The 23,502-nt window shown below is 51.3% G+C and carries 20 protein-coding genes; 10 read left to right on the plus strand and 10 right to left on the minus strand.

Going from position 1 to position 23,502, the window contains the following annotated elements; all coding sequences use genetic code 11:
• Window positions 1-62: 62 nt before the first annotated feature.
• Window positions 63-1,262 carry an MFS transporter gene (locus tag P8H26_RS01510; protein WP_289631083.1) on the minus strand — a complete coding sequence of 400 codons (1,200 nt, stop codon included), beginning with the start codon at window positions 1,260-1,262 and terminating at the stop codon, window positions 63-65.
• Window positions 1,263-1,619: 357 nt separating this feature from the next.
• Here P8H26_RS01510 and P8H26_RS01515 point away from each other — a divergent pair, with 357 nt between their 5' ends.
• Together P8H26_RS01515 and P8H26_RS01520 are read left to right on the plus strand one after the other, a co-directional pair.
• On the plus strand, window positions 1,620-2,429 hold the full coding sequence (locus tag P8H26_RS01515; RefSeq protein WP_289631085.1) for a helix-turn-helix domain-containing protein: 810 nt from the start codon (window positions 1,620-1,622) through the stop codon (window positions 2,427-2,429).
• A gap of 413 nt (window positions 2,430-2,842) precedes the next feature.
• Window positions 2,843-3,556, plus strand: a complete 714-nt coding sequence (locus tag P8H26_RS01520) for a hypothetical protein (RefSeq protein WP_289631230.1) — start codon at window positions 2,843-2,845, stop codon at window positions 3,554-3,556.
• Window positions 3,557-3,624: 68 nt separating this feature from the next.
• Here P8H26_RS01520 and P8H26_RS01525 read toward each other — a convergent pair whose 3' ends face one another.
• Window positions 3,625-4,197: a hypothetical protein gene (locus tag P8H26_RS01525; protein WP_289631086.1), complete on the minus strand. Its 573-nt coding sequence runs from the start codon at window positions 4,195-4,197 to the stop codon at window positions 3,625-3,627.
• Window positions 4,198-4,517: 320 nt separating this feature from the next.
• Here P8H26_RS01525 and P8H26_RS01530 point away from each other — a divergent pair, with 320 nt between their 5' ends.
• The gene (locus P8H26_RS01530) at window positions 4,518-4,967 is read left to right on the plus strand and encodes a universal stress protein (protein ID WP_289631087.1); all 450 of its coding nucleotides are present in this window, start codon (window positions 4,518-4,520) and stop codon (window positions 4,965-4,967) included.
• A 125-nt stretch (window positions 4,968-5,092) separates the two neighbouring features.
• Here the strand turns inward: P8H26_RS01530 and P8H26_RS01535 are convergent, their stop codons facing one another.
• The 3 genes from P8H26_RS01535 to P8H26_RS01545 all read right to left on the minus strand — a co-directional run bounded on the left by P8H26_RS01535 (window position 5,093) and on the right by P8H26_RS01545 (window position 13,406).
• A complete protein-coding gene (locus tag P8H26_RS01535) occupies window positions 5,093-6,748 on the minus strand; it encodes an ABC transporter substrate-binding protein (protein ID WP_374708197.1) in 1,656 nt (551 codons plus the stop codon).
• 177 nt (window positions 6,749-6,925) lie between these two features.
• Window positions 6,926-8,377, minus strand: coding sequence for an NAD-dependent succinate-semialdehyde dehydrogenase (locus tag P8H26_RS01540; protein WP_289631088.1), 1,452 nt, complete (start codon window positions 8,375-8,377; stop codon window positions 6,926-6,928).
• A 202-nt stretch (window positions 8,378-8,579) separates the two neighbouring features.
• Window positions 8,580-13,406 (minus strand): kinesin, encoded by a 4,827-nt coding sequence (locus tag P8H26_RS01545; RefSeq protein ID WP_289631089.1) that lies wholly within the window; start codon window positions 13,404-13,406, stop codon window positions 8,580-8,582.
• 124 nt (window positions 13,407-13,530) lie between these two features.
• Here P8H26_RS01545 and P8H26_RS01550 point away from each other — a divergent pair, with 124 nt between their 5' ends.
• The 3 genes from P8H26_RS01550 (at window position 13,531) to P8H26_RS01560 (ending at window position 15,780) form a co-directional block, all read left to right on the plus strand.
• Complete coding sequence (locus P8H26_RS01550; protein ID WP_289631090.1) at window positions 13,531-13,689, plus strand: hypothetical protein; 159 nt, start codon at window positions 13,531-13,533, stop codon at window positions 13,687-13,689.
• Window positions 13,690-13,973: 284 nt separating this feature from the next.
• Window positions 13,974-14,297 (plus strand): 2Fe-2S iron-sulfur cluster-binding protein, encoded by a 324-nt coding sequence (locus tag P8H26_RS01555; RefSeq protein WP_289631091.1) that lies wholly within the window; start codon window positions 13,974-13,976, stop codon window positions 14,295-14,297.
• 457 nt (window positions 14,298-14,754) lie between these two features.
• On the plus strand, window positions 14,755-15,780 hold the full coding sequence (locus P8H26_RS01560) for an NAD(P)/FAD-dependent oxidoreductase (RefSeq protein ID WP_289631092.1): 1,026 nt from the start codon (window positions 14,755-14,757) through the stop codon (window positions 15,778-15,780).
• Between the two features lie 134 nt (window positions 15,781-15,914).
• Here P8H26_RS01560 and P8H26_RS01565 read toward each other — a convergent pair whose 3' ends face one another.
• Entirely contained in the window at window positions 15,915-16,550 is a 636-nt protein-coding gene (locus tag P8H26_RS01565; protein WP_289631093.1) for a DUF922 domain-containing Zn-dependent protease, read from the minus strand.
• 211 nt (window positions 16,551-16,761) lie between these two features.
• On the opposite strand from P8H26_RS01565, the gene folP reads away from it, so the two are divergent.
• The 3 genes from folP (at window position 16,762) to folK (ending at window position 18,607) form a co-directional block, all read left to right on the plus strand.
• Entirely contained in the window at window positions 16,762-17,610 is an 849-nt protein-coding gene (gene folP, locus P8H26_RS01570) for a dihydropteroate synthase (RefSeq protein ID WP_289631094.1), read from the plus strand.
• Between the two features lie 110 nt (window positions 17,611-17,720).
• On the plus strand, window positions 17,721-18,083 hold the full coding sequence (gene folB / locus P8H26_RS01575; RefSeq protein ID WP_289631095.1) for a dihydroneopterin aldolase: 363 nt from the start codon (window positions 17,721-17,723) through the stop codon (window positions 18,081-18,083).
• Complete coding sequence (gene folK, locus P8H26_RS01580; RefSeq protein WP_289631096.1) at window positions 18,080-18,607, plus strand: 2-amino-4-hydroxy-6-hydroxymethyldihydropteridine diphosphokinase; 528 nt, start codon at window positions 18,080-18,082, stop codon at window positions 18,605-18,607. The genes folB and folK overlap by 4 nt, the downstream gene beginning before the upstream one ends.
• Window positions 18,608-18,692: 85 nt before the next feature.
• Here the strand turns inward: folK and P8H26_RS01585 are convergent, their stop codons facing one another.
• The 4 genes from P8H26_RS01585 to P8H26_RS01600 form a co-directional block, all read right to left on the minus strand.
• Window positions 18,693-19,226: a hypothetical protein gene (locus P8H26_RS01585; RefSeq protein ID WP_289631232.1), complete on the minus strand. Its 534-nt coding sequence runs from the start codon at window positions 19,224-19,226 to the stop codon at window positions 18,693-18,695.
• A gap of 181 nt (window positions 19,227-19,407) precedes the next feature.
• The gene (locus P8H26_RS01590; protein WP_289631097.1) at window positions 19,408-20,463 is read right to left on the minus strand and encodes a YcjF family protein; all 1,056 of its coding nucleotides are present in this window, start codon (window positions 20,461-20,463) and stop codon (window positions 19,408-19,410) included.
• Between the two features lie 9 nt (window positions 20,464-20,472).
• On the minus strand, window positions 20,473-21,948 hold the full coding sequence (locus P8H26_RS01595; RefSeq protein ID WP_289631098.1) for a YcjX family protein: 1,476 nt from the start codon (window positions 21,946-21,948) through the stop codon (window positions 20,473-20,475).
• Between the two features lie 140 nt (window positions 21,949-22,088).
• On the minus strand, window positions 22,089-22,613 hold the full coding sequence (locus P8H26_RS01600) for a histidine phosphatase family protein (protein ID WP_289631099.1): 525 nt from the start codon (window positions 22,611-22,613) through the stop codon (window positions 22,089-22,091).
• A 472-nt stretch (window positions 22,614-23,085) separates the two neighbouring features.
• Here P8H26_RS01600 and dksA point away from each other — a divergent pair, with 472 nt between their 5' ends.
• Window positions 23,086-23,502 carry an RNA polymerase-binding protein DksA gene (dksA, locus tag P8H26_RS01605; RefSeq protein ID WP_289631100.1) on the plus strand — a complete coding sequence of 139 codons (417 nt, stop codon included), beginning with the start codon at window positions 23,086-23,088 and terminating at the stop codon, window positions 23,500-23,502.

Below are 23,502 nucleotides of genomic sequence, written 5' to 3' on the forward strand. Positions count from 1 at the left end.
GGTTTTGTCGTTCTGACAGTGAAACGGGGAAGGCATGTTGCCTTCCCCGTTTTTTATTGCGGTTACTGTTTCTTTGGCAGGCGCGGCAGCAGCACAGTCAGAATGCCGAGCAAAGGCAGGAAAGAGCAGAGCCAGTAGACATATTCAATGCCTCTGCTGTCTGCAAAATCGCCGAGCAAAGCAGCGCCGATACCACCCGCGCCAAAGGCAAAGCCGAAGAATACACCGGCGATCATGCCAACGCGCCCCGGCACCAGTTCCTGTGCAAAAACCACGATTGCAGAGAACGCGGAGGAAAAGATAATGCCGATAACGACTGCCAGTACGCAGGTCCAGAACAGGTTGGCATAGGGCATCATCAGGGCGAAAGGAATAACGCCAAGGATCGAGAACCAGATGACGAAGCGGGCGCCCATGCGGTCACCGATCGGGCCGCCGATGAAAACACCGGCCGCAGACGCACCGAGGAACAGGAACAGCATCAGCTGGGCGTTCTGCACTGTGACGTCAAATTTCTCGATAACAAAGAATGTGAAATAGCTGGAGATGCTGGCCATATACACATTCTTGGTTGTGGTGAGCAGCACAAGCACGAGAATAGCGAACATGACGCGTCCTTGCGGGAGCGGCAATGTGCGGTCTGCAGCGGGTTTATTTTTGCTCTGGCGTTGTTTTTCGGCGTACCAGCGGCTGACGCGTGTCAGGGCGATAAAGCCGAAAACAGCAATGATTGCGAGCCATGCAACGCTCGACTGACCGTTCGGCAGAATGATGAAAGCTGCAAGCAATGGTCCGAGCGCAGAGCCGAAATTGCCGCCTACCTGAAACAGGGACTGCGCAAAACCATGACGTCCGCCGGATGCAATACGGGCAACACGCGAAGCTTCCGGATGAAAGATTGCGGAACCCAGACCGATCAGGCTGGAGCCGATCAGCAGCACTGTATAGCTGTCTGCATTGGCGAGCAGCAACAGGCCGGTAAATGTGCTGACGCTCGACAGCGGCAGTGAATAGGGCATCGGCCAGCGGTCTGTGATAATGCCGATCACCGGCTGCAGCAGCGAGGCGGTGACCTGAAAGGTCATGGTCAGAAGACCAATCTGGCGGAAATCCAGATTGTAATTGGCTTTGATCAACGGATAAATCGCTGACAGCAGCGATTGCATAATATCGTTGAACATATGGCAAAAACTGACAACCACGATCAGAGATACGGTGGCGGTTTCAGTTATTTTAGGTGACTGGCTGGTCACAGTAGTCATTGCAAGTGCTCCGGATATGTTATGCCGTTTGGAACAATGCGCCGCACTTCGAAGCGTGTCCATTTACAACGGAAACGCCGGAATCGCGCTGTTTCTTTATTCCCTTGCATTTCCTGCACAAAATGATTGTGCATTTGCTGGAAATTCTCTGAGATTGCTGAAATACGCATTGTTTCAGAAAGTCAGGGTTTGATATTTCCGTGCCGCTACCGGCTCCCTTGCTGAGAGCAGACTATTGAGTTTCCGGTATGGCTGCCGGTTTTTGATTTTACCCTGACAGGCAGCATTCTGCTTAGTCCGCTTTGCTCTGGCCTGCTTTCGTGCTAAGGACGTAAAGTTTTTTAACTGGGCCAAATCATGCATTTAAATAGTCCTGATGATATAAATACACTGATTGCGCAGGGTTTTGATCTGATTGAGCATGCTGCGGATCCGGTTGTGGCTCTTGCGAGGCAATATCCGGGCGGGCTGCAGATACCGCTGCACCGCCATTCCCGCACGCAGTTTCTTTATGCCCGTTCAGGCGTGGCTCTGGTTGTAACAGAGCGCGGACGCTGGATGATACCGCCGGATCATGCACTGCTTATTCCGCGCGGTATTGAACATCGTGTTGAGATGTTTTCCGGTGTTGAGATGCAATCCGTTTATATGCGTGATTATGAACACAGCGATTATCCTTGTGTGCTCTCGGTCAATGAATTGACGCGCAGTTTACTCGCAGAGGTGGTTAAGCTGCAAAAGCCGGATGAAAAGGATGAGCGCAGTCAGTTGCTCTTCGATCTGCTGACGCATGAAATTAAGCGCCTGCCGGTGCGTGAGTTGGGATTGCCGTTTCCGGAAAAACCGGTGCTTGCAGCACTTTGCAAAGCTTTTCTGAAAGAACCTGATCCGGCTGCGGGTATTGATAGCTGGGCAGAGAGACTGGGCATGAGCCGCCGTTCTTTTACGCGGCTGTTTCGGGCGCAGACAGGTGTGAGCTTCGTAACATGGCGCCAGCAGGCCTGTATTTTTGCATCACTGCCAAAACTGGCCTCCGGTGAGGCCATTACATCAGTCGCCTTTGATACAGGCTATGAAAGTGCAGCGGCTTACACGACCATGTTCAAAAGAATGCTGGGCAGCTCTCCGCGTGATTATATGCGCCAGCAAGCGGGATATAGTGAGTAAAGCGGCTGTTGCGCCGGAGAAAATCCGGCTGATCTTTTCTGCCCAGGGTGTGGGAAGACAATCGGCCATTCTGTGATAATTTATTGTGCTATAGTATATTGAATAAACACAGAGAATAGCGCAAAGCATTGGGTTAAATACTGGAGCGTGTCGCGTTTAATCGAATTCATAGCGCCCGTTTTGGATTCTATTATTTGTCGCATTATTGTGTCTTTCAGGTGTACCTGATCGAACGCCCAAAGTGCTTCAACCTGAATACAAGGCAAAGCCTGTCGTGTTCAGGTGATAAATATATGCTGATTGCGCGCGAAAAGCTCAGAGGGGGCAGAATGCAACATTTGTTCGGTATATCACCAATTCTGATGTTTTTTTTGTTCTGTGTTTGCGGAATAATTTTTTATATTATCGGACTGGTGTTTTTGCGCATCTTTGGAAGGCAGGCATCTAAAGATATACTGACGCTTCCGATTGCAGCATTTGTCGGCACAATTGCAACGGCTTGGGCTCTGGCACTGGGATTTGTCGCTGCCGATATCTGGACAGTGAATGGCCGCGCAGATCAGGCAGCAAGCGAAGAACGCTCATCCATCACCCGTCTGATTGGTATGGCGAGGCCGGAAGCCCTGAATGATCCGGTACTGCTCAAGGCCCTGACTGTTTACCGCGTAACGGTAATTTCTGAAGAATGGCATAACGGTTACAATAGCCAGCCCGCCCGCGCGGTTGAAGAGGCGCTACAGAATATCCGTGTCTCGATGATTAGCCTTGCACGCGGGGATATACCAGGGGCACTGATGTCACAAATGGTGCGGGATTTTGATGAAATGCAGGATGCACGCAACACGCGTCTTGCGCTGGGGTCGAGCTCTGTCAATCATTACAAGTGGTATCTGGTCTTCTTCCTGACAGTTCTGACTTTGGTTGTTATCGCCTCTGTTCATGCGGACAGGCCTAAAGCGGGGCGCAAGGCACTCACTATTTATATTGTGACAGCGACGATGAGTATGTGGATTCTTGCAATCCATACCAGCCCTTATCGTGGTGTCGGGCGTATTGATCCGAAAGTGCTATTTACTAGCCAGAAAAGCGCGATGAGTTTACCGCAAGCTTTCCATAAAGAAGGATAGAGGTTGCTTTATCTGATGCCGGTTATAACCGGCATCGCATCTCAGCCAACATATTTGCATCCGTCGGTTCAGGTTCGGTGAACCGGTTTTCCTGTATAGGAACCCGTGTTGTCAGTATTCCGTTGTTGGTGCATATGGTCACGAAACTGGTCAATTGTCAGTGCGCCCGGAACGTCCATGATCTGAGCGGCCTGTGTTTCGGAGAGGTGTTCTGCCCCACCTTTCAGGCGCAGACTGATAATTGTGTTGCCAAGTTTGGAGGCCTCAATGCACAGGCGGGCATCTTCCTTGCTGATGCCGTGAGAGGTGAAAGAGCTGATAACACTGCCTATGATGCCGCCGATGGCCGCACCGCTGATCATGCCGATTGAAAGAGCCACCAGCCAGCCCGCTGTTAAAGCCGCAGAGCCTACAACCGGTACTGCGATCAGGCCTAAACCTGCGATCAGACCGGCGATACCGCCGATCACTGTGCCGATACCGGCATAGTTGACGATTTCATCGCACATCGTTGTATCTTCTTCCGCAAATTTGCGGCTGACAATGATGATGTCGGAGTGAGGAAAGCCTGCAGCCTCAAGATTATGCACGACCTGCTTTGCTGAGCCGTAATGACCGTAAATTCTAGAAATAAGTTTCATTTTATTTCTCCTGCAGCGTTTGAGTACCCTTACAGAATAAAATCTACCTTCATCAAAGTTATTATCTTTGAGGCAATATGATAATTTTATCACGTTACTCAAATGATGGTATCACAATATTTTATTATTTTAAGCTGTGATGACCTGTAATTCTTAGGTCTTTAATATTTTGCACTATTTTGTTGATCGCAATGAGCGCAAACCGGCTTCACACATGATATTATGCCGATTAAGATAAAACCGCTTCAGTGTGAGGTTTCCTGATGCTTTGGCTCCGGGTTCACTGAAGACAGATCATTTTACAGGGCAGGGACAGCATAATGTATAAGCATATTTTGATTGCTACAGACGGATCTGAACTGGCGCAAAAAGGGTTGGAGCAGGGCTTGCAACTGGCCAGCCAACTGGGCAGCAAGGTTACCGTGCTGACTGTGACAGAGCCTTTTCCGATGATGGCGACTGCCAGCAGCGCAGGCTGGATTGCCAGCCCGAAAGATATTGAAATTTACAATGATAATCAGGCGCGTCAGGCACAGGATATTCTCAAAGCAGCCGGTGAAGCAGCTGCAAAGCATGGTATCACGCCTGCGTTGAAGCATATTGATGAGCGCTGGCCGGCAGAGGCGATTATTGATTTCAGTCAACATGCGGATGTTGATCTGATTGTCATGACATCACATGGCCGTCGCGGTATTGGCCGTCTGCTACTGGGTAGCCAGACGAGCGAAGTGCTGACCCATACCAAAACTGCTATTCTGGTTGTGCGCTAAACGACACAAGCAGAGCGACTTATTTTCAAATATGTCCCTGCTAAAGTATCTTTGAAAACGAATGCTGTTTTGAAACTATGATAAAAACCGGCCGCAGATGGTTTTTGCGGCCGGTTTTGTTGTCTTTATTGCTCTTTAGAGGCTTTCAGAACGTAGTTGGTATCCGGTGAAATGATGAAGTCTTTCACCTTATTGGAAACAACCGCTACTTCATTCAACTGATAGATCATGGTGAACGGGCTGGTGTCGCGGAACTCTTTCTGAATATCCAGATATTCCTGTGCGCGTTTATCCGCATCTTTTTCCATAACCGCAGCCAGCGTTTTCTGGGTCAGTTCAGGAATTTCCCAGGAGTTGCGCCATGCACTGGTTTTTGAAACCGCATTATCGGAATTATCCAGATTCGTCACAAAAGTATCAGCATTGGTATGCGGGTCCCAGTAGTCGATGCCCCACTGACCGATATAGATATCATGCTTGCGTGCTCGGTATTTTGTAAGTGTTTGCTTGCCGTCACCCGGAATAATCTCCAGCTTGATATTGGCCTTGGCAAAGGTCTGCTGAATGGATTCCGCAATACCGGTGACTGGCTGGGTGTTGCGCACATCCATTGTAATCGTGAAGCCGTCTTTCAGCCCTGCTTTTTCCAGCAGTTCTTTGGCTTTTTCAACATTCAGGCTGAACGGGTTTTCGTCTGTCGCGCCAAGCATACCGGCCGGAAGCAGGTTTTGATGAATGGTGCCGATGCCTTTAATCAGCGTCGACTGAATGGCGCTGTAATCCACCAGATATTTCACAGCCTGGCGAACTTCCGGCTTGGAGAGTATCTCATGCTGCTGATTGAGGCTGAAATAATAGATCGTGCCTTTCGGCGCGCTGGCCGTGTGAAAACGCTTATCTGCGGACACAGCTTCGAGATCGCCCGGCTCGAGATTGCGGGCAATATCAATATCACCGGCATCCAGCATAATACGCTGTGAAGCGCTTTCCTTCACATAGCGGTAAATGATACGTTTGAGCGGCGGTTTTTCACCGTCATAATTCTCGTTGCGCTCCATCATGATAATTTCATTCGGGCGCCAATCCTTGATCGCATAGGCGCCGGAACCGGCATAATTGCGCTTCAGCCATTCATGGCCGAAATCATTGTCTGCCTTGGAATCTGCTGTCGGCGTTACCGGCTTTGCATGTTCCTTGAGCAATTTACTGTCAACGACCGAACCCACTGTGGCGGTCAGGCAGTTATAGACAAATGATGGTGCAAAGGCTTTTTTGGAGGTGAAAATCAGCGTGTCATCGTCTTTGGCAAAGACTTTTTCATCCACATTGTCTTTGGTCAGGCCAAACTGGCTGAGAATGAAAACGGGGCTCTGATCGAGCTTTATCGCGCGTTGCAGCGAAAAGGCGGCATCATGCGCGGTGATCGGATTGCCGGAGGCGAATTTCTGACCCTTACGGATTTTAAAGGTGAAGGTTTTGCCGTCCTCGGAAACATCCCAGCTCTCGGCAATATCAGCAACGAGTTTGGACGGATCTTTATAATCGGTGCGCAACAGGCGGCCATAGCTGTTCGCCAGCATTTCGGCCGTTGTAATTTCAAAGGATTCTGCCGGATCTAGCGAAATCACGTCATCTGTCGCCATAGCGATAACCAGAGTGTCAGCCGGTGTGGCTGCATTGGCGGCGTTCATCAGAACCGAACCGGTTAAGGCTGTGCTGAAAGCCAGCGCAAGAGCCAGCTTGTTCAGATTGCGTGTTTTGACTGATGTCATCAGTGTCATGCTTTAGTCCCCTCATTCATGCGGCCGTGTTTTTATAATTGGCCTGCTCATGAGGGAGCCTAACGCAACAATTTGAAAGATCAAACTGTATTTATATAATTTTATTGCTTTTTCAGCGAAAGAAAAAACCCCGCCAGCGTGACCGCAGGCGGGGTTTTGTATTGTGTTTAAATGGCGTCAGATCACCAGATGGGTAACGAATTTTGTATTCAGATAAGCATTGATTGCCTCTGAACCGCCCTCGGTGCCGTAGCCGGAATCTTTGATGCCGCCGAATGGAACTTCCGGCAGTGCAAGACCCAGATGGTTGATCGTTGTCATACCTGCTTCAATGCGCATGCCCAGTTCACGCGCATTTTCAGCTGAACGGGTAAAGGCATAGGAAGCCAGACCAAATGGCAGGCGGTTAGCCTCATCAATCACCTCATCCAGTGTTTTGAAGGATGAGAACACTGCGACAGGGCCGAACGGTTCTTCATTCATGATGCGCGAGGTTTTTGGCGCATCGGCCAAAACGGTCGGCTCAAAGAAATTGCCGACATTGCCAATGCGGCGTCCGCCGGTCATCAGGCGTGCACCGCTATCTACGGCATCCTGAATGAGCGCTTCAAGGGCAGGGATGCGACGCTCATTGGCCAGTGGCCCCATCTGTACGCCGTCATCAAAACCGTTACCGACTTTAATTGCTTTGGCTTTTTCGGTGAAAGACTCGACGACCTGCTCATAGACATTTTCCTGAACCAGAAAACGGGTCGGTGAGACGCAGACCTGACCGGCATTACGGAATTTGGACATAGCCAGAGTTTTAACCGCACCTTCCACATCAGCATCATCAAAGATGATTGCCGGTGCATGGCCGCCGAGTTCCATTGTCGAGAGCTTCATATGCTGGCTTGCAAGGCCTGCCAGCATTTTGCCGATCGGTGTGGAGCCGGTGAAAGAGATCTTGCGGATAACCGGATGCGGGATCAGATATTCTGAGATTTCTGATGGGATACCATAAACCAGATTGACGACACCGGCCGGAATTCCTGCGTCTACAAAAACACGCAGCAGCTCGGCAGGCGAGGCTGGTGTTTCTTCCGGCGCTTTAACGATGATAGAGCAACCGGCGGCGATAGCTGCGGACAGCTTGCGCACAACCTGATTGATCGGGAAATTCCAAGGCGTGAAGGCTGCAACAGGGCCGACAGGCAGTTTGAATGCGATCTGCGATACACCGGCAGCACGGGCAGGAATGATCTGGCCATAGGTGCGGCGTGCTTCTTCTGCGAACCAGTCGATGATATCAGCACCGGCAAGGATTTCGCCTTTGGCTTCAGCAACCGGCTTGCCCTGCTCAAAGGTCAGGATCGGCGCAATGGCATCTGCGCGCTCACGTAGCAAGTCTGCCGCGCGACGCAGGAATTTGGAACGGTCAAATGGTGATGTTGCGCTCCATATTTTGAAACCATTGGCAGCCGCATCAAGCGCTGCATCAAGATCAACCTTCTCAGCATGAGCAACCTTGCCGATCACTTCGCCGGTGGCCGGATTGAACACATCAATTGTGCGTCCGCTTTGCGCATTGCGCCATTCACCGTTAATCAAAAGCTGAGTATCTGGATAGCGCGGTGCAATCTGTGACATGGTTCCTCCGGTATGTCAGGCATAAAGGCAGCAGGAAAAACTGCTCTGTGCGGCCTATTCTGTAGAGGTCACTATAAAAGCCGATATGCGCCGGATGGCAAGAACTTAATGCAAATTTTATGAGGCTGAGACGCTTTGTCAGCGCTGCGTTCAAATAATAAAAAAGGCGGGAAAATCCCGCCTTTTTAAACTTCACTCTGATTTACCGCAAACGACCCGAGGCATGTGCCAGCATTGTGTAGACCTTGCCGGTATCGGATGTGAGGTAGGTCTGAGTGACCATATTATCACGATCATTACGGGCAACATCTTCAAGCAGGCGCTGGAAATCATCCATGTAGCGGTCTACCGCACGGCGGAAATCACCGTCCATCTGGTATTTGCGTTTGATTTCCTCAAAGGTCTGCTGACCTTTCAGCGTATAGAGGCGGCGGGTAAATACATTGCGCTCACCACGGCGGTAGCGATCCCAAAGCTCGACTGATGCTTCATGATCAATCGCACGGGCAATATCAACCGACAGAGAATTGAGGCTGTCCACCACATGGGCGGCAGAGCGCTGCGGTGTCACATTGTTCTGGTTGCGCGGTGCTGGCGCGTTTTCTTCTTCATCCGCAGAGGCGCGTGCCAGAAGATTGGATACCCAGCCGCCACGGGCCGCTTCCTGAGGCTGCGAAGCAGCGACAGTTGTTGTTGCCGTGTTGTAGCTCTGTGTAAAGCTCTGTGCCGGTTGTACAGGCTGCGGAGCAGGTGCCGCAGTCTGGGTCACAGTCTGGGCAACATAGGCAGCGGCCTGTGCTACCGGCTGTTTTGCAACTGCACGGTCTGCGCGGCTGTCACCAACATCGACCAGACGGCCGGATTTATTGACGATAGAGGCCAGTTCCTTCAGCGCATTGATCTGCTCGGAAACCGCCTTGCGCATTGCAGTGGTGGATTCCTTGGCTTCAGCAGGCATATCCAATACGCCACGCTTCAGCTCGCCGCGTGTTGCATCCAGTTCGCCACGGATTTCTGCGGCGGAACGACGGATCTCATCGGTTGCAGATGCAAATTTCTGTGTTGCCTGATCAACAACTTCGGAAATCGCAGTGCGCAGCTGTTCGGTCGAGTTGCGTGTGCGGCCTTCTGTGCGTTCCAGAGCGGAAGTGATAAGGTTTTCAAAACCCTGCATCACTTTCTCAATGTTCTCAGACTTGGCCAGCAGACCGGAAGACAGGCGTTCCAGCGCTTCATGACGGTCGGACAGAGTATCATTCAGACCATTCTGTGCCGAGCCGATCAGATCGGAAGCGCGGGACAGAACTGCGCTGTGATCTTCAAAGCGTTTAGCGATATCCGCGATCTGTTCCAGCGTATTGCCGGAAAGCGAACGCAGAGCACCGATATTATTGTCAATCACCACACTTGAACTGGAGAAGATCTGAGCAGCCTTATTGGTGCTTTCAGCAAAGTTCGATGTGGTTTCAACCAGCCGCGTATCAATGTCGTTGAGGTTGTGTGTGGCTTTGTCGATCAGCTGGCCGAGTTCCGCATTGGAATTTGCCAGACGATCAATCAGGCCGCCCACGCCGTCAGACAGGTTGGATTTTGCTTCCTGAACCGCAGAGATGGTTTCAGCCGTACGGCTTGCCAATGCGTTAACCAGTGCTGCATTTTCAGAGCGCAGACGATCGGTCGCCGCATGGGTGGCTTCTTCCAGCTGGCTTGCAAGACCCTGACCGCTATCGGCAAGACGCTGCACCAGAGGCTCAGCTGTGTCTGCGAGAATACGGGTGATTTCCTGCGAACGAGCTGCGAGAACTGCGTTCAGTTCACGGGTACGCTCTTCCAGTGTTGAGGATGTATTCTGTGTTGCATCAGAAATGCGGGCTTCAATCACACCGAGTTCACCGGTAATGCGCGAGCCGATTTCACCAAGCCCCATCGCAATCGCATCGGCGCGCTCTGTGAGACGTGCTTCTGTGCCGGACAGGTTTTCAAGGACGCGGGCACTGAAGGCTTCGCTATGCGAACCAAGCACATCACTTGTACGCGATGCGGTTTCTGCAATGCGGGATTCAATGCCGCTGAGCTCGCCGGTCAGGCGGTTGCTGACATCGCTGATGCCGGAAGCAATGGCTTCTGCACGTTCTGTCAGGCGTGTTTCTGTGCCGGACAGGTTTTCCAGAACGCGGGCGCTGAAAGCTTCGCTATGCGAACCAAGCACATCGCTGGTGCGCGATGCAGTTTCGGCAATGCGTGTTTCAATACCGCTGAGTTCGCCGGTGAGGCGGGTTTCAATTGCTTCAAGACCGGAAGCAATCTGGCTGGCGCGTTCGCCGAGGCGTGCTTCAGTCCCGGCCAGATTTTCAATCAGACGGTCGTTGAAGCCTTCACCGAAGCCATGCAATGCATCGCCGGCCTTGGCCGCTTCCGCTGTGAGGGAGCTTGCAGCTTCTGTGATTTTTTCACGCAGTGTACCGGCAACCACAGCAGCGCTCTGCTCCAGTGATTTGCGAACATTGTCCACACCGATGCTCAGAGCGCGTTCCATTGTGGAGGTGCGTTCTTCGATAATGCCGGTCTGGTTCTCAAACGAGCTTTGCAATACGCCGGTTGCATTGGCAACGGCATCCTGCAGGGCAACGGTACGCTGTACCAGCGTGTCGCTGTGCTGGCGCAGGTTTGCATCAAGGCTTTCTGTGCCGCTCAGCATTGCTGCCTGCAACTGCGATGCACGATCACCAACTGTGCTGATATGTTCATTCAGCAGGGAGCTGACGGCAGTACTGTTATGCTGCAAGCTGTCAGAGAACTGCTGATTACGCTCATCCAATGTGCGGGCATAGTCAGAATGCTGCTGATTGAGCGAAGATTTGAGCGCGGAAGAACGGTCTTCAAAACGACCTTCCTGCTCGGTGAAAATTTCATTCAGGCTGGCATTATGGGCTGCCATTGCTTCGCGCATATCATTGGTGCGCTGTTCCAGAATGGCGGCATGCTGGCTGGCTGTCTGATCAAGGGTCGAAGCATTACCGGCAATCGCACGTTCAATATCAACACCACGCTCTGTAATTGTCTGGCTATGCTGCTGCATGGCTGCTGCGATACGGTCTGCTTCATTGCTCAGAGTTGAGGACAGAGTTTCACGGCTGTCGGCAATCTGCGCAATAAACTGACCGGCACGGTCATTGAGCAGACCTGCAACAGAATCTGTAATGCCTGACAGTTCACCATTGAGTTTTTCTTTGGTTTCATCAACCACAGAGCTGATAGACGAACGCACACCGGAGAAGGTTTCAGCAATATCGCGGGTACGGGCGATCAGATTTTCATTGATCTGGCGCGAACGCACTTCCAGAGCGGCATTGAGTTTTTCAGTGCTGCTGTCAATCGCCTGCGCACGGCCTTCAAACTCGGTAAGAAGCGAGTGACCGCGCTCAGCCAGTGTTGAATTGAGGTTTGCAAGACGCTGATCAAACTCGGTGACCATATTCATGGTCGCATCACCAAGCAGAGAAGCAATATTGGATGTACGTGCATCCAGTGCTTCAGTTAGTGTCTCGGTAAGACCCTTTGAGCGCTCTTCAAGTGTGGCGATACGGGTATCAAGAATATTGACGAAATCACCGCCCGACGAGCTGATGCGGGTGGAAATATCGGTGCTGCGGGTATCAATCGCTTCGGAGATGGCTGTGCCGCTCTCGTTCAGGCGGCTGATCATTGTCTCACCTGCATGGGACAGGGAAGAGGTCAGCTCACTTGAAACGGTGAGAACATTATCGCGGATAATATCGCTGGCCGAAGACAGTTCACTCTTAAGATGTTCATGCGCACCGGAGATTGAGGAACGCACGCGTTCTGCATGGCTGATCACGGCTTCGCGCTCATTGCCAAGCTCAGCAATTAGTGCACGGATGCGAACTTCATTGTCGCTGTATGCGCGTTCAAGCTGATGAACTTCGGTCTGTACAAGTGTTTCAAGCTCAACCGCACGGGCAAGCGTGCGCTCGATACCTTCATTCATCGCAGCAACTTCACGGCGCACAGCCTGACCAAGCGTGGAAACGCGGTCACCGGCTGCAGCTTCAGGTGAAGCGAGGCGCAGGGCAGCGGCTGTCATCTGGCGGGCAGCAGATTGCAGTTCCTGTGCACGGCGCACCATCTGGGCAAAGCCCCAGAACATAACAACGGGCACTGCAATACCGGCCGCAACACCAATACCAGCAGGGGTGGTGAAGAAATCTTTGATTGCTGTGAAAGAAGTAAGACCCTGCGGGCTCAGTGCATGCGCAAGGGTAAGACCACCGGCAGTCCAGAGAGCGCTGATGGCTGTTGTTGTCCAGAATACGCTCGATGAGCGGCCGTTTGTACGTCGCAGCAATAGGTTTTCATTGCGCAGATCGTCATTGGCCGGTGTGAACGGAGAGGCGGATACGCCTGCCGCAGCTGGTGCGTGGTTAGCAGCAGGAGCTGCTGTATGGCTGGCAGCAGGAGCTGCTGGTTGTGCAAACGGAATTTCAGGCTGAAAATCAATATCACTGAAGTCCGGAACCGAAGCGGTAACGGTCTCTTTTTCAGCTTTAGAAGCAGTAATCGGGCCAGCAGTAATCGGGGTTGTATGGTCCGGCTGGTTAGCGGCCTGCAATATTGTGACATTGCCCGGGGCGGCAACGACAGGCGGCACAGCTGGGGTAACCGGCGCGGCTGGCAGGGTGGTCTTGTCGGCTTTTGGCTTGTCCTGCGCTGTTTTTTCCGGCTGGACAGGCTTTTCGGAGGCCTGAGTTTCAGCCTTACCTTTAACGGCAGCCGTTACAGCGGCAGCACCTGCCGCAGCAGCGATTGGTGCAGCAACGTTCTGTTCCAGTGCCAGCTCTTCTGCTGCGCGGGAAATCTGGCTCTCCAGATCATCCAGCGAAAACTCTGCCTCAGGAGCGTCAAAATTCAAATCCAGCTCAAAGTCGTCGCTGAAATCCAGATCCAGCCCGTCTGAGAGGGCCTTTTCCATATCAAGCTCAAGCTTTTGCGCTTTTGTATTTTGTGCCATAGCCGTTTTACCCCGTACTCATACATTCACGCAAAAAAACCATGTTAGCAGTCACCGCCGTTTTATTAAAAAGGCGGACAAAAGACATGTTGCGCAGTCTATAGGTTAAAACTTCCGGAGCCATATGGGAACTACGGAAATTGCGGTTGATGAAATGTTTAAAGATAAGGTTAACGCAACGCTTGACGGAATGACAAAAACTAAGCAAATGCGGGCTTTTTCACGTTTCACCAAATTGTGGAAATCTTTAATTGTATATCAGATATGCATAAAATATGCCTGAAATTGTGGCACGTTTTGCCTTAGTCTGGCAAGAAATTTATATGTTTCCGCTTTTTTACCGATCCTTGCGGAAGATGCATAAATAGCTTCTGAAAATGCCGGATTTTTTATCCTAGGGTGATCTAATTGACGCAGAGGGGTATGGTTGAGGTGTTTACGGCTTGAACTCATTGGCCGCAGCACGTATCTGCCCAGCAACAAAACACTTTATACTCTTGTCAGCATAATCAATGCCGGTCTCGTGCTGTGCAGAGTGATTTATGCGGCATTTATCGGGATGAGTTTATGACCAAGATCACATTTGTTTCCGCTGACGGTGCTGTTCGTAATGAGGTTGAAGCCGAAAACGGTTCCACAGTTATGGAAAATGCTATTCGTAACGGTATTCCCGGTATTGATGCCGAATGCGGCGGTGCCTGCGCTTGCGCAACGTGCCATGTCTATGTTGATGAAGACTGGACAGATGCTGTTGGCGGCCCTGAACCTATGGAAGAAGATATGCTGGATTTCGCCTATGATGTGCGCGGAAACTCCCGTCTGTCCTGCCAGATTATCGTTCGTGATGAACTCGACGGTCTGGTTGTGCAGGTGCCTGAACGTCAGGGCTGATCTGCTGTTAATGGTTCGAAATGAATGTTGAGGCGGTTTGCTGAAAAGCAGACCGCTTTTTCATTTGCACGCAGACGCGCAATATCTTTCCGCATTGCGGCGCATAAACACAGTTTTGTGTCTGTATCTCAGGAATTTTGTGGGGCATTTAAAAAGCGCGGAAAAGTGCGCTGTAAAAAGAACAGGTATTATTCAGGGCAGATACTGCAAAAACTATAGGCATTTGAATTAAACTTGACTATAGAACTCGTATTGAATTTTGTCCCGTGCTGTTTTGCCTGAATTCTCAGGTCTTTTGCACGCGGCTCAGCCGGTTTCCGGCATATCCTATGCTGCCTTTGTCTTCCCAAGGCGGCAATTTCAGAGCATGTTCTGTGTGACAGCTGGCAGAGCATAAGATTAATGTGACAGATCGTAATGGCTGGCGCAGCTGTTATGATTCAGCGAGATTGAAGATATGAGCGAAGTTATCCGCACGGATGTTGTCATTATCGGTGCCGGTCCTGTCGGGCTGTTTGCTGTGTTTGAGCTGGGCCTTTATGACCTTAAATGCCATCTGATTGATATTCTTGACCGTCCGGGTGGTCAGTGTGCTGAACTTTATCCGGAAAAGCCGATTTATGACATTCCGGCATGGCCGGAAATTTCAGGCCAGATGCTGACCGACAAGCTGATGGAGCAGATCAAGCCGTTTTCGCCGCAGTTCCATTTCAACCGTATGGTGACAAAGCTTGAACGTCTGGAAGACGGTTCTTTCCATGTGGAAACCGATGAAGGCGAAGTTTTTGAAGCCAAGGTTGTGGTGATTGCTGCCGGTGGCGGTTCTTTCCAGCCGAAGCGTCCGCCAGTGCCTGGTATTGAGGCCTATGAAGGCAAGAGCGTTTTCTATGCTGTGCGCCGTGTTGAAGCTTTCCGTGATCAGGATCTGGTCATTGTTGGCGGCGGCGACAGTGCGCTTGACTGGGCGCTGAACCTGCAGCCGATCGTTAAAAGCCTGACTGTTGTGCACCGTCGTCCGGAATTCCGCGCGGCACCGGACAGCGTGAAGAAGATGTTTGAGCTGGTTGATGCCGGCAAGATCCGCTTTGAAGTTGGTCAGGTGACCGGCCTTGAAGGCGACAATGGCGACCTTAACGGCGTGAAAATCAAAGGCGCGGACGGCGAAACCGTTCTGCCTGCCACACGTATGCTGCCATTCTTTGGTCTGACGATGAAACTTGGTCCGATTGCTGACTGGGGTCTGAACCTGCACGAAAACCTGATCACTGTTGATACAGAGAAGTTTGAAACCTCTGAGCCGGGCATTTTTGCCATCGGTGACATCAACTGGTATCCGGGTAAGTTGAAGCTCATCCTGTCCGGCTTCCATGAAGCTGCACTGATGACACAGGCTGCCAAGCGCATTATCAGTCCGGGCGAACGCGTTGTGTTCCAGTACACGACTTCGTCGACGAGCTTGCAGAAGAAGCTCGGCGTAAATTAAAAAGTGCCCCCAAAAAGCGCCATGCCGGTCTGCAAATGGCGCTTTTTTACGCTTCCGGTGCTTGAATGTGAGTTGAGATAAAAAAAGCCCTGCATCGTGAGATTCAGGGCTTTTTCTTTATCTGATATTTAATGTCAGGATTTTTTCTGCTGACGCATGCGTTTTTCCAGACTGTTTGTAATCAGCCGTTCAAAACGCGTCTCAAAATTGATGGTTTCAACACGATCAAAACGCTGCTGTGCCTTGTCGTGGGAGGCAAAAATCCGGTCGGTAATTTTGTCCACATTGGCGCGTAGCGTGGCGCAGTCGCGCTCATAGCGCATGGCGCGGATCTGACGCTCAAGCTCGGAAGCATGGGAGCGGGCGATAATAATATGGCTTTCTTCGTGGCGGCGAATGTCTTTCACCAAGACATCCCAGACCATGATTGTATCAGCACTCGCACGACGACGGCTTTTCCAGCTTGGCAGTGAGATCGTGGCGTGAACATTGGCGGTGACATCAGAAACGCGGCAATATTTACCGTCTGATCTGTATTTAACACGGGCATCGAAGGCGATTTTTGTTGCGCCCGGATGGCTTGAACCGCCGTCTTTCAGTTTGGGACCATTCTTGGCCAGTGATTTATCCAGTTGTTCTGCAGTTGTGCCATACACCGGAAAATAACGGTATTTACGGGTCACTGAAGCTGCATCGGCGCTTGTGGAAGAAAGCGTGCCGGATAACAGAACCAGACCGGTGAGGGTGAGTGAGAAAATTTTACCGGACATTGTCTGTTCCTTTATTGTGGGTTTTTATCTGATGAGCACCCAGAAATTACCGGTTGTAACACAAATTACGGCAGAATTATTTTTTGCTTTGTTGTGTTGTCCGTAGTCGTCAGCTTTTATCAGTCTATGAAATGTGTAAAGAACTTATAGCTGCTTTTGAAAACAATGTGATTTTAAAAGGTTAATTCCGAATATGCTTAAGAGTTCCCCTATGAAAAGAGAATGGCGGCTGGCGCATAGCCGTACGCTGGAAACCGGCGCACAGGCGCTGATTATGGGAATTCTCAATATCACGCCGGATTCCTTTTCAGACGGCGGCAGCCATCAGACCCTTGATGCGGCAATCAGCTCTGCCCGCATTATGCTGGATGCAGGTGCTGTTATTATTGATGTGGGGGGCGAGTCGACCCGCCCTGATGCGGCTCTGGTCACGGCTCAGCAGGAACAGGATCGTGTGTTGCCGGTTATTGAAGCGCTGGCGCGGGAGACCGGCTGCCTGATCTCTATTGATACATATCGTGCGCAGACCGCAAAACTGGCTGTGGAGGCGGGCGCACATATTGTGAACGATGTCTGGGGATTGCAGAAAGAGCCGGACATTGCCAATCTTGCTGCGAAAACCGGTGCGGGACTGGTCATCATGCATACCGGACGCGACAGAGATGTTGCTGCGGATGTGATTGAAGATCAGCATGTCTTTTTACAACGCTCTTTAGAGATTGCAGCTGCAGCAGGTGTTGATCCGCAGCAGATCATGCTTGATCCGGGCTTCGGTTTTGCCAAAGACACGCAACAAAATGTGGAGTTGATGGCGCGTTTCGGCGAGTTGCAGAATTTTGGTCTGCCGTGGCTTGTGGGAACATCCCGCAAGCGCTTTACGGGAGCCGTAACAGGGCGTGAAATTGCTGCGGAAAGAGATGCGGCTACGGCTGCAACCAGCGCTATGCTGCGCCTTAACGGTGCAGATATATTTAGGGTTCATAATGTTGCGCTTAACCGTGATGCGCTGGCAATGGCGGATGCGGTTTTAAATCCCGGTGCGCTTCAGAAAAAAGCATGACCGGTTTACGGAAATTGCGCTATAGTTCGCAGCGGCTTGTCTGCGGATAAATGAGGATTTTTGTTATGAAGCTTGGTTTCATAGCATAGCAGTAAAGATATGAGGGCTTTTTGTACACGATCCGTATGATGAATTGCGCGTTTTTTGCGCATCACGGCGTTTTTGAAGAAGAAGAAAAGCTCGGCCAGCGTTTCTATGTGGATGCCGTGCTCACTGTTGATCCGGGTGACTCGCTGGAAAATGATGATATTGATAAAACAGTGCATTACGGTATTGTCTTCTCCATGATTGAGAAGATTATTACGGGAAAACGCCGTTATCTGATTGAAGCTTTGGCGCTGGATGTGGCCAAAGCGCTTTGTGCAGCATTTCCGCAAATTCAGAAAGCTGACATCACCGTTCGTAAACCGAATGCACCGGTTGCCGGTGTGCTGGATTATGTTGAAGTGACGGTCGGGTGGCCGCATATATGAAAGCACGCGAGGTTCATAAAGCCTGGCTGTGTCTGGGCGGTAATATCGGGAATGTTGTGCAGACAATGGCACAGGCTTTGCAACTGCTGGATGAACGGCAGGATGCGCGGGTGATTACTGTTTCACCGGTTTTCCGTACGCCGCCCTGGGGTAATACCGATCAGGACTGGTTTTATAATGCCTGCGCAGAAATTTCGACAATTCTGACACCGCCGGAGCTGCTGGATGTGACGCAGACTATCGAGCGGCGGTTAAAGCGCGTGCGCAGCGAGCGCTGGGGGCCGCGCACGATTGATATTGATATGCTGGCCTATGAGAGTGTTTTTGCTCTTGAAATGCCGGATCTGACTTTACCGCATCCGCGCATTGAGCAGCGTGCTTTTGTGCTTGTGCCGCTGGCAACGATTGCCCCGAATTTGAAAATTCGCGGAGAAATCGTTTCGGATCTTCTAGAAAAAGTCGATAGCAATGAAATTCAGCGCCTGAGCTACGGCCATCGCTGGTGGCAGGATAATGCCCTGTAAAAGGGTGTTCTGCTTAAATTATTGCATATGAAATTGTTGAGCAGGCGCACCTAAATGCGCCGCGCTCCGGCGAAACCGAATGTACTCAGTTTCGCGCAATGCTGCTGACTGCGCCGCCATCAACGCGTTTCAGGCTCATGCCGACAACCGGTACCATTGTGTCTTCTACCTTCACCGATACGGTGACATTCATGGTGTTCTGATCGGTAACGCGGGCAAGCATAGCGCCATTGAGCTGCTTGCGGCTGAGAGAGAGCACAACGCGGTTACCACTGACAGAGCCGGAAGTCACATTCAGACCCTTGCCTTCAGCACCATCGTTAAATGTACCGCTATAGCTCTTGCCGGTACGCACAACGGTTGCTTTCATCGGCTGTGAGAACACGCCAACACGGCAGGTGCCGTCCAGTGTCATGCCGACAGCCGCATCCGGAGTGGTTCCCTCCAGCGTGCAAACAAATTTTGTGCCTTTATATTTACCGGCAACCACTTCACCCGGGCCTGTCCACTGACCTTCAACATTGCGGAAAAAAGCCTCGTCTTTATCCGATGCCTGTGCAGAAGCATTGCTAGCTGCAGAAACAAGCAGAAGAAGGCAGGCGGCAGTTGCGCGTTTGATCATAGCAGGGCTCTGTTCCGGATAAATTTAAGGGCGGCTTAGTCCGTTATTTGTGTAACCTGCTTCATCACTTTGGGAGCGCGAAATGCTGTCAAACAAAACACCAAGACCAGCCTCTATAATCGGCCGGAATGGTTAATAGCTGGTTTCTAACACAATTAAAACGAGGGATAAACCGGTTTCAGACCGGTTTTTTCTGTGTTGTGGCTTTGACAATATCGCTGACAAAATCACTGATATTCGGGCGTTTTTCCGCATCAAAGGGGAGCGGACGCACAATATCCATCGCGGAAATGCCAATTCGTGCCGTCATCATGCCATTTATAACGCCTTCACCGAGCTTTGCTGACAAGCGGGATGCCAGTCCGTGGCCAAGCAGTTGCTGCACTACGCTGTCGCCCATCGCAATTGTGCCGGTTACCGCCAGATGCGCGATGACACTGCGCACAAGGCGTAAAAAGCCCAATGAACCCGGACGGCAGCCATAGAGCTCGGACAGGCGACGGATCAGCCGCGACGATTCGAATATCACATAGGCAATATCCACCAATGCGCGCGGGCTGACAGCGGTGACAATGGATACGCGTTTTGCGGCGTTGAGAATGAGCATGCGCGCCTCACGATCCAGCGGATGCAGGATTTCGCGCTCAGTGATACGGATGAGATCGCGTCCGTCGATAATATCGCCGCGCAATGCTTCCAGCACCGTGCGTCCGCGGGCTGTCTGTGGCAGAACCGTAGTTATTTCCAGTAATCTGTCGGTGACTTTACGCGCTTTTTCAGCATCGTTGCGCTCAGTTGCCTCAGCCGCAGCAAAACGGAGCTCCTGCACGGCAGAGAGGCGGCGCAGAGCCAGCCCTTCACGCACAACAAGTGCAATCAGTGAGGCGAGGGCAATGGCTGCAACGCCGAGGGCAAGCCAGCCGAGCCAGTCGGCGCGGTTGAACATGGCGCGGATCAGATCTTCAGTCCAGATGCCGATAGCAAAGCTGATTAACAGGCCGAGTGCCGAGAAAAACACACTGCGCAGCGTGAAACGCCGTTTGATGAGGCTTGCCGGCGGCGGTGTGAGCTGCGCACCTGCATCCAGCGCTTCCTGTTCAAAAATGTCCACTGCCTCTGCTGTGACCGTGGACAGGTCGCGGATTGCCACCGGTTTGCGCGGTGCTTGCGGCTCGATCTCATCAGCCGGTGACCGGACAGTAAAGCTCGTGGGTTTGCGCGGTTTTTCCGACATGCTGTGTCCTCAAGCTAACTTGTCGCCAAGCAGAAACTGCATGGCGCGATCAAGGCGGATATGCGGAAGTGTCAGATGAATGCCATTCGGTCCGGTTTTGATGGAAGGCGGGCGAAAACGCACAAAGCGGATTGGTGCTTGACGGGCGCGATCCTGTGGTGAAAATTCGGGCTGGTCAAAGATTGCCTCGGTGTTTTCAGGTAAGTCACCGGGAAAAATAGCTGTTTCCGTTTCGCCGTCAAAAGTCTCGCCGTCGATAACTTCACCTTTAAGTGGCGTGCCGACAATGACCGGCAATGTATCGCCGTTCTGGCTGACTGTTGCCTCGCGCGTCGCGCGCACCGCAGCCATTGCCAGGACATCAATCTCAGCGCCGGATATATCCGCATTTCTGGCGGCACGGTCAACGAGCCTGCGCACTATGGCCTCAAGGCGGTTGTGGCTCTCATGATGCAGGTGGTCGGCTTTGGTTGCGGCAATCAGAATACGGCCAATGCGTTTTTGAATCAAGCCGGTCAGGATATTGGAGCGTCCGGCGCGGAAGCAGGCGAGAATTTCGGTCAGTGCCCGTTCCAGATCGCGCACCGCAGCGCCACCCGCATTAATCGCCTGCATTGCATCGACCAGCACGATTTGCCGGTCGAGACGGGCAATATGCTCGCGGAAAAACGGTTTTACTACATGGGTTTTATAGGATTCGTAACGCCGCTCCATCATGGCGGCCAGCGAGCCGGTTTTGAAACTGCCGTCTGGAAGGTTTGGCAGAGGGGCAAAAGTGAGGGCAGGTGAGCCTTCCAGATCACCCGGCATCAAAAAACGACCGGGCGGCAAAGTGGACAGTGCCTGTTCATCGGATTTACCGGCGCGCAGATAATCGGTGAAGCTGCGCGCCAGACGCTGCGTTGTCATTTCATCCGCTGGTGCCAGTGCATCAGCCGTTGCAGCTTCACGCAGCCATTCTCCTGCAAAATCCAGATGCGCGGCTTCATTCGCGAGGGCAAAAGAATCGCGCGAGAACTCTGCATAGGTTTTTCCCAGCAGTGGCAGGTCGAGCAGCCATTCTCCGGGATAGTCAACAATATCAATGGAAAGTTTGCCGGAAGAGAGCATGCGCCCCCATGAGGAGGCCGACTGATATTCTATGGTCAGTCGCAATTCGGAAATAGCGCGCGTGGAATCCGGCCAGATGCGGTTCTGCACGAGAGAGGCCAGATGGTCTTCATACTGAAAACGCGGAACGGCATCATCCGGCTGCGGCTGAAGATAGGCACGGGCGATGCGGCCTGACGCGTGCGCATCAAACAGCGGCAGGCGTCCGCTCTGTATCAGATTATGCACCAGAGAGGTGATGAAGACGGTTTTACCGGCGCGGGATAAGCCGGTGACCCCCAGACGCAGAGAAGGGGTAACCAGACTGCCGGTACGCTCCATCAGCGTGTCAAAAGCAATTTTGGCTTCATCTGTTAAAGTGGTCAGTCTGGCCAAAGATGCCCCCGTAAAGACTGTTGATATGCGTTTGTCTTATTTAATAAGCGCGTTTGGCAGAATATAGGGTGCAAAACAAATAATTACAGAGCGAGAAAATGGTGAAGTGTAAAAATTACAAATAATCAGTACGATACGTCTCAATCTTCATGAGGGAGATAAAGTGCTGTTAGCTGTGCATTCTCCGGAGAGAACTCTGAAAACAGTCCGTCTGTTTCAATGCGTGCCAGACCGGCTGTCGGGAAACCGTAGCCGACGCGCTGGGCAAACTGGCTATTACTTAGTGCAAATAGCAAGGTGCAATCTTCAATGCTCGGATTGTGCCCGACGATTAATGCACATTGCGCTGTTGCAGGTACTTGCGTGCGTATTTCATGGATATAGCCTGTTGCGCCAGCTCTGTAGAGGGATGCAGCTGCATGAGGCGCTATAGTATCCTCAGGGAAGACGCCGTTGATCGCCGCGCTGAAAATCTCAGCCGTTTGCAATGTGCGCTTTGCAGGGGAGCAGAGAATAAAATCGGGTTTTATTCCTGCTTTTAAAATGCGTTCTGCCTGTTTTTCGGCGTCGCTACGACCGGCTTTGCTCAAGCTGCGGTCAAAATCTTTGCCTGTGCTGTCGGGCAATACGGCTTGGGCGTGACGAAGGAACAAAATGGTGCGCATGACGGTATCTTGCAGGTTTTGCACCGAAAAGATAGCCTGTTAAGCAGTGCTGAAATGCCTGTTTCAATGGTTAAAATTAAGTTTCTGACGTTCATGGTATCTGATTTTTTTATGACAGATCGGGTAAAATTTAAGTGAAAATATATCACTTAAAAAAATATCCGTGCACTTTTAGCGGGTTATTCCCGTAGGTGCAGAGAAAAAAATTAAGTAATTATATCGTTAATTTTTCCTTTGTTGAATTTATACATTATTAAACTCAAATATTTTTTTAAAGTATTTTAAATTTACTTGAGTTATCATTTTGCAACCAGCATTAAAATTTACACGAATGCTTTTTGTGTAACTTTAGTATGAGGCGTGTCACTTTCAGGTGGAAGTTGAAAATACTTGCTGTTGTGTTTTTCAGGTTGTATCACGCCGATTATAGACCTATAAGGCGCTTCGTCTCCTAGGTGTGGGGTGATTCAAAATGAGTGAATTAATCGACCTTAACTACAAACCCACGGATGACGAACCGTTCATGAATGAACGGCAGAAGTCATATTTCCGTGCCAAGCTCGTCGCTTGGAAGAATGACATTTTGCGTGAAGCACGCGAAACGCTGGAAGCATTGCAGCGCGAAAATGCTAATCATCCTGATCTGGCTGACAGGGCCTCTTCAGAGACTGACCGGTCTATTGAGCTTCGTGCCCGTGACCGTCAGCGCAAGCTTATTTCCAAAATTGATGCAGCTTTGCTTCGCATTGATGAGGGAACTTATGGTTTTTGTGAAGAAACCGGTGATCCGATCAACCTGAAGCGTCTGGATGCTCGTCCGATTGCTACTTTGTCGATCGAAGCACAGGAACGTCATGAGCGCCGCGAAAAAGTTTATCGCGACGACTAA

The sequence above is a fragment of the Pseudochrobactrum sp. sp1633 genome (genome assembly GCF_030376605.1).
Lineage (GTDB): Bacteria > Pseudomonadota > Alphaproteobacteria > Rhizobiales > Rhizobiaceae > Pseudochrobactrum.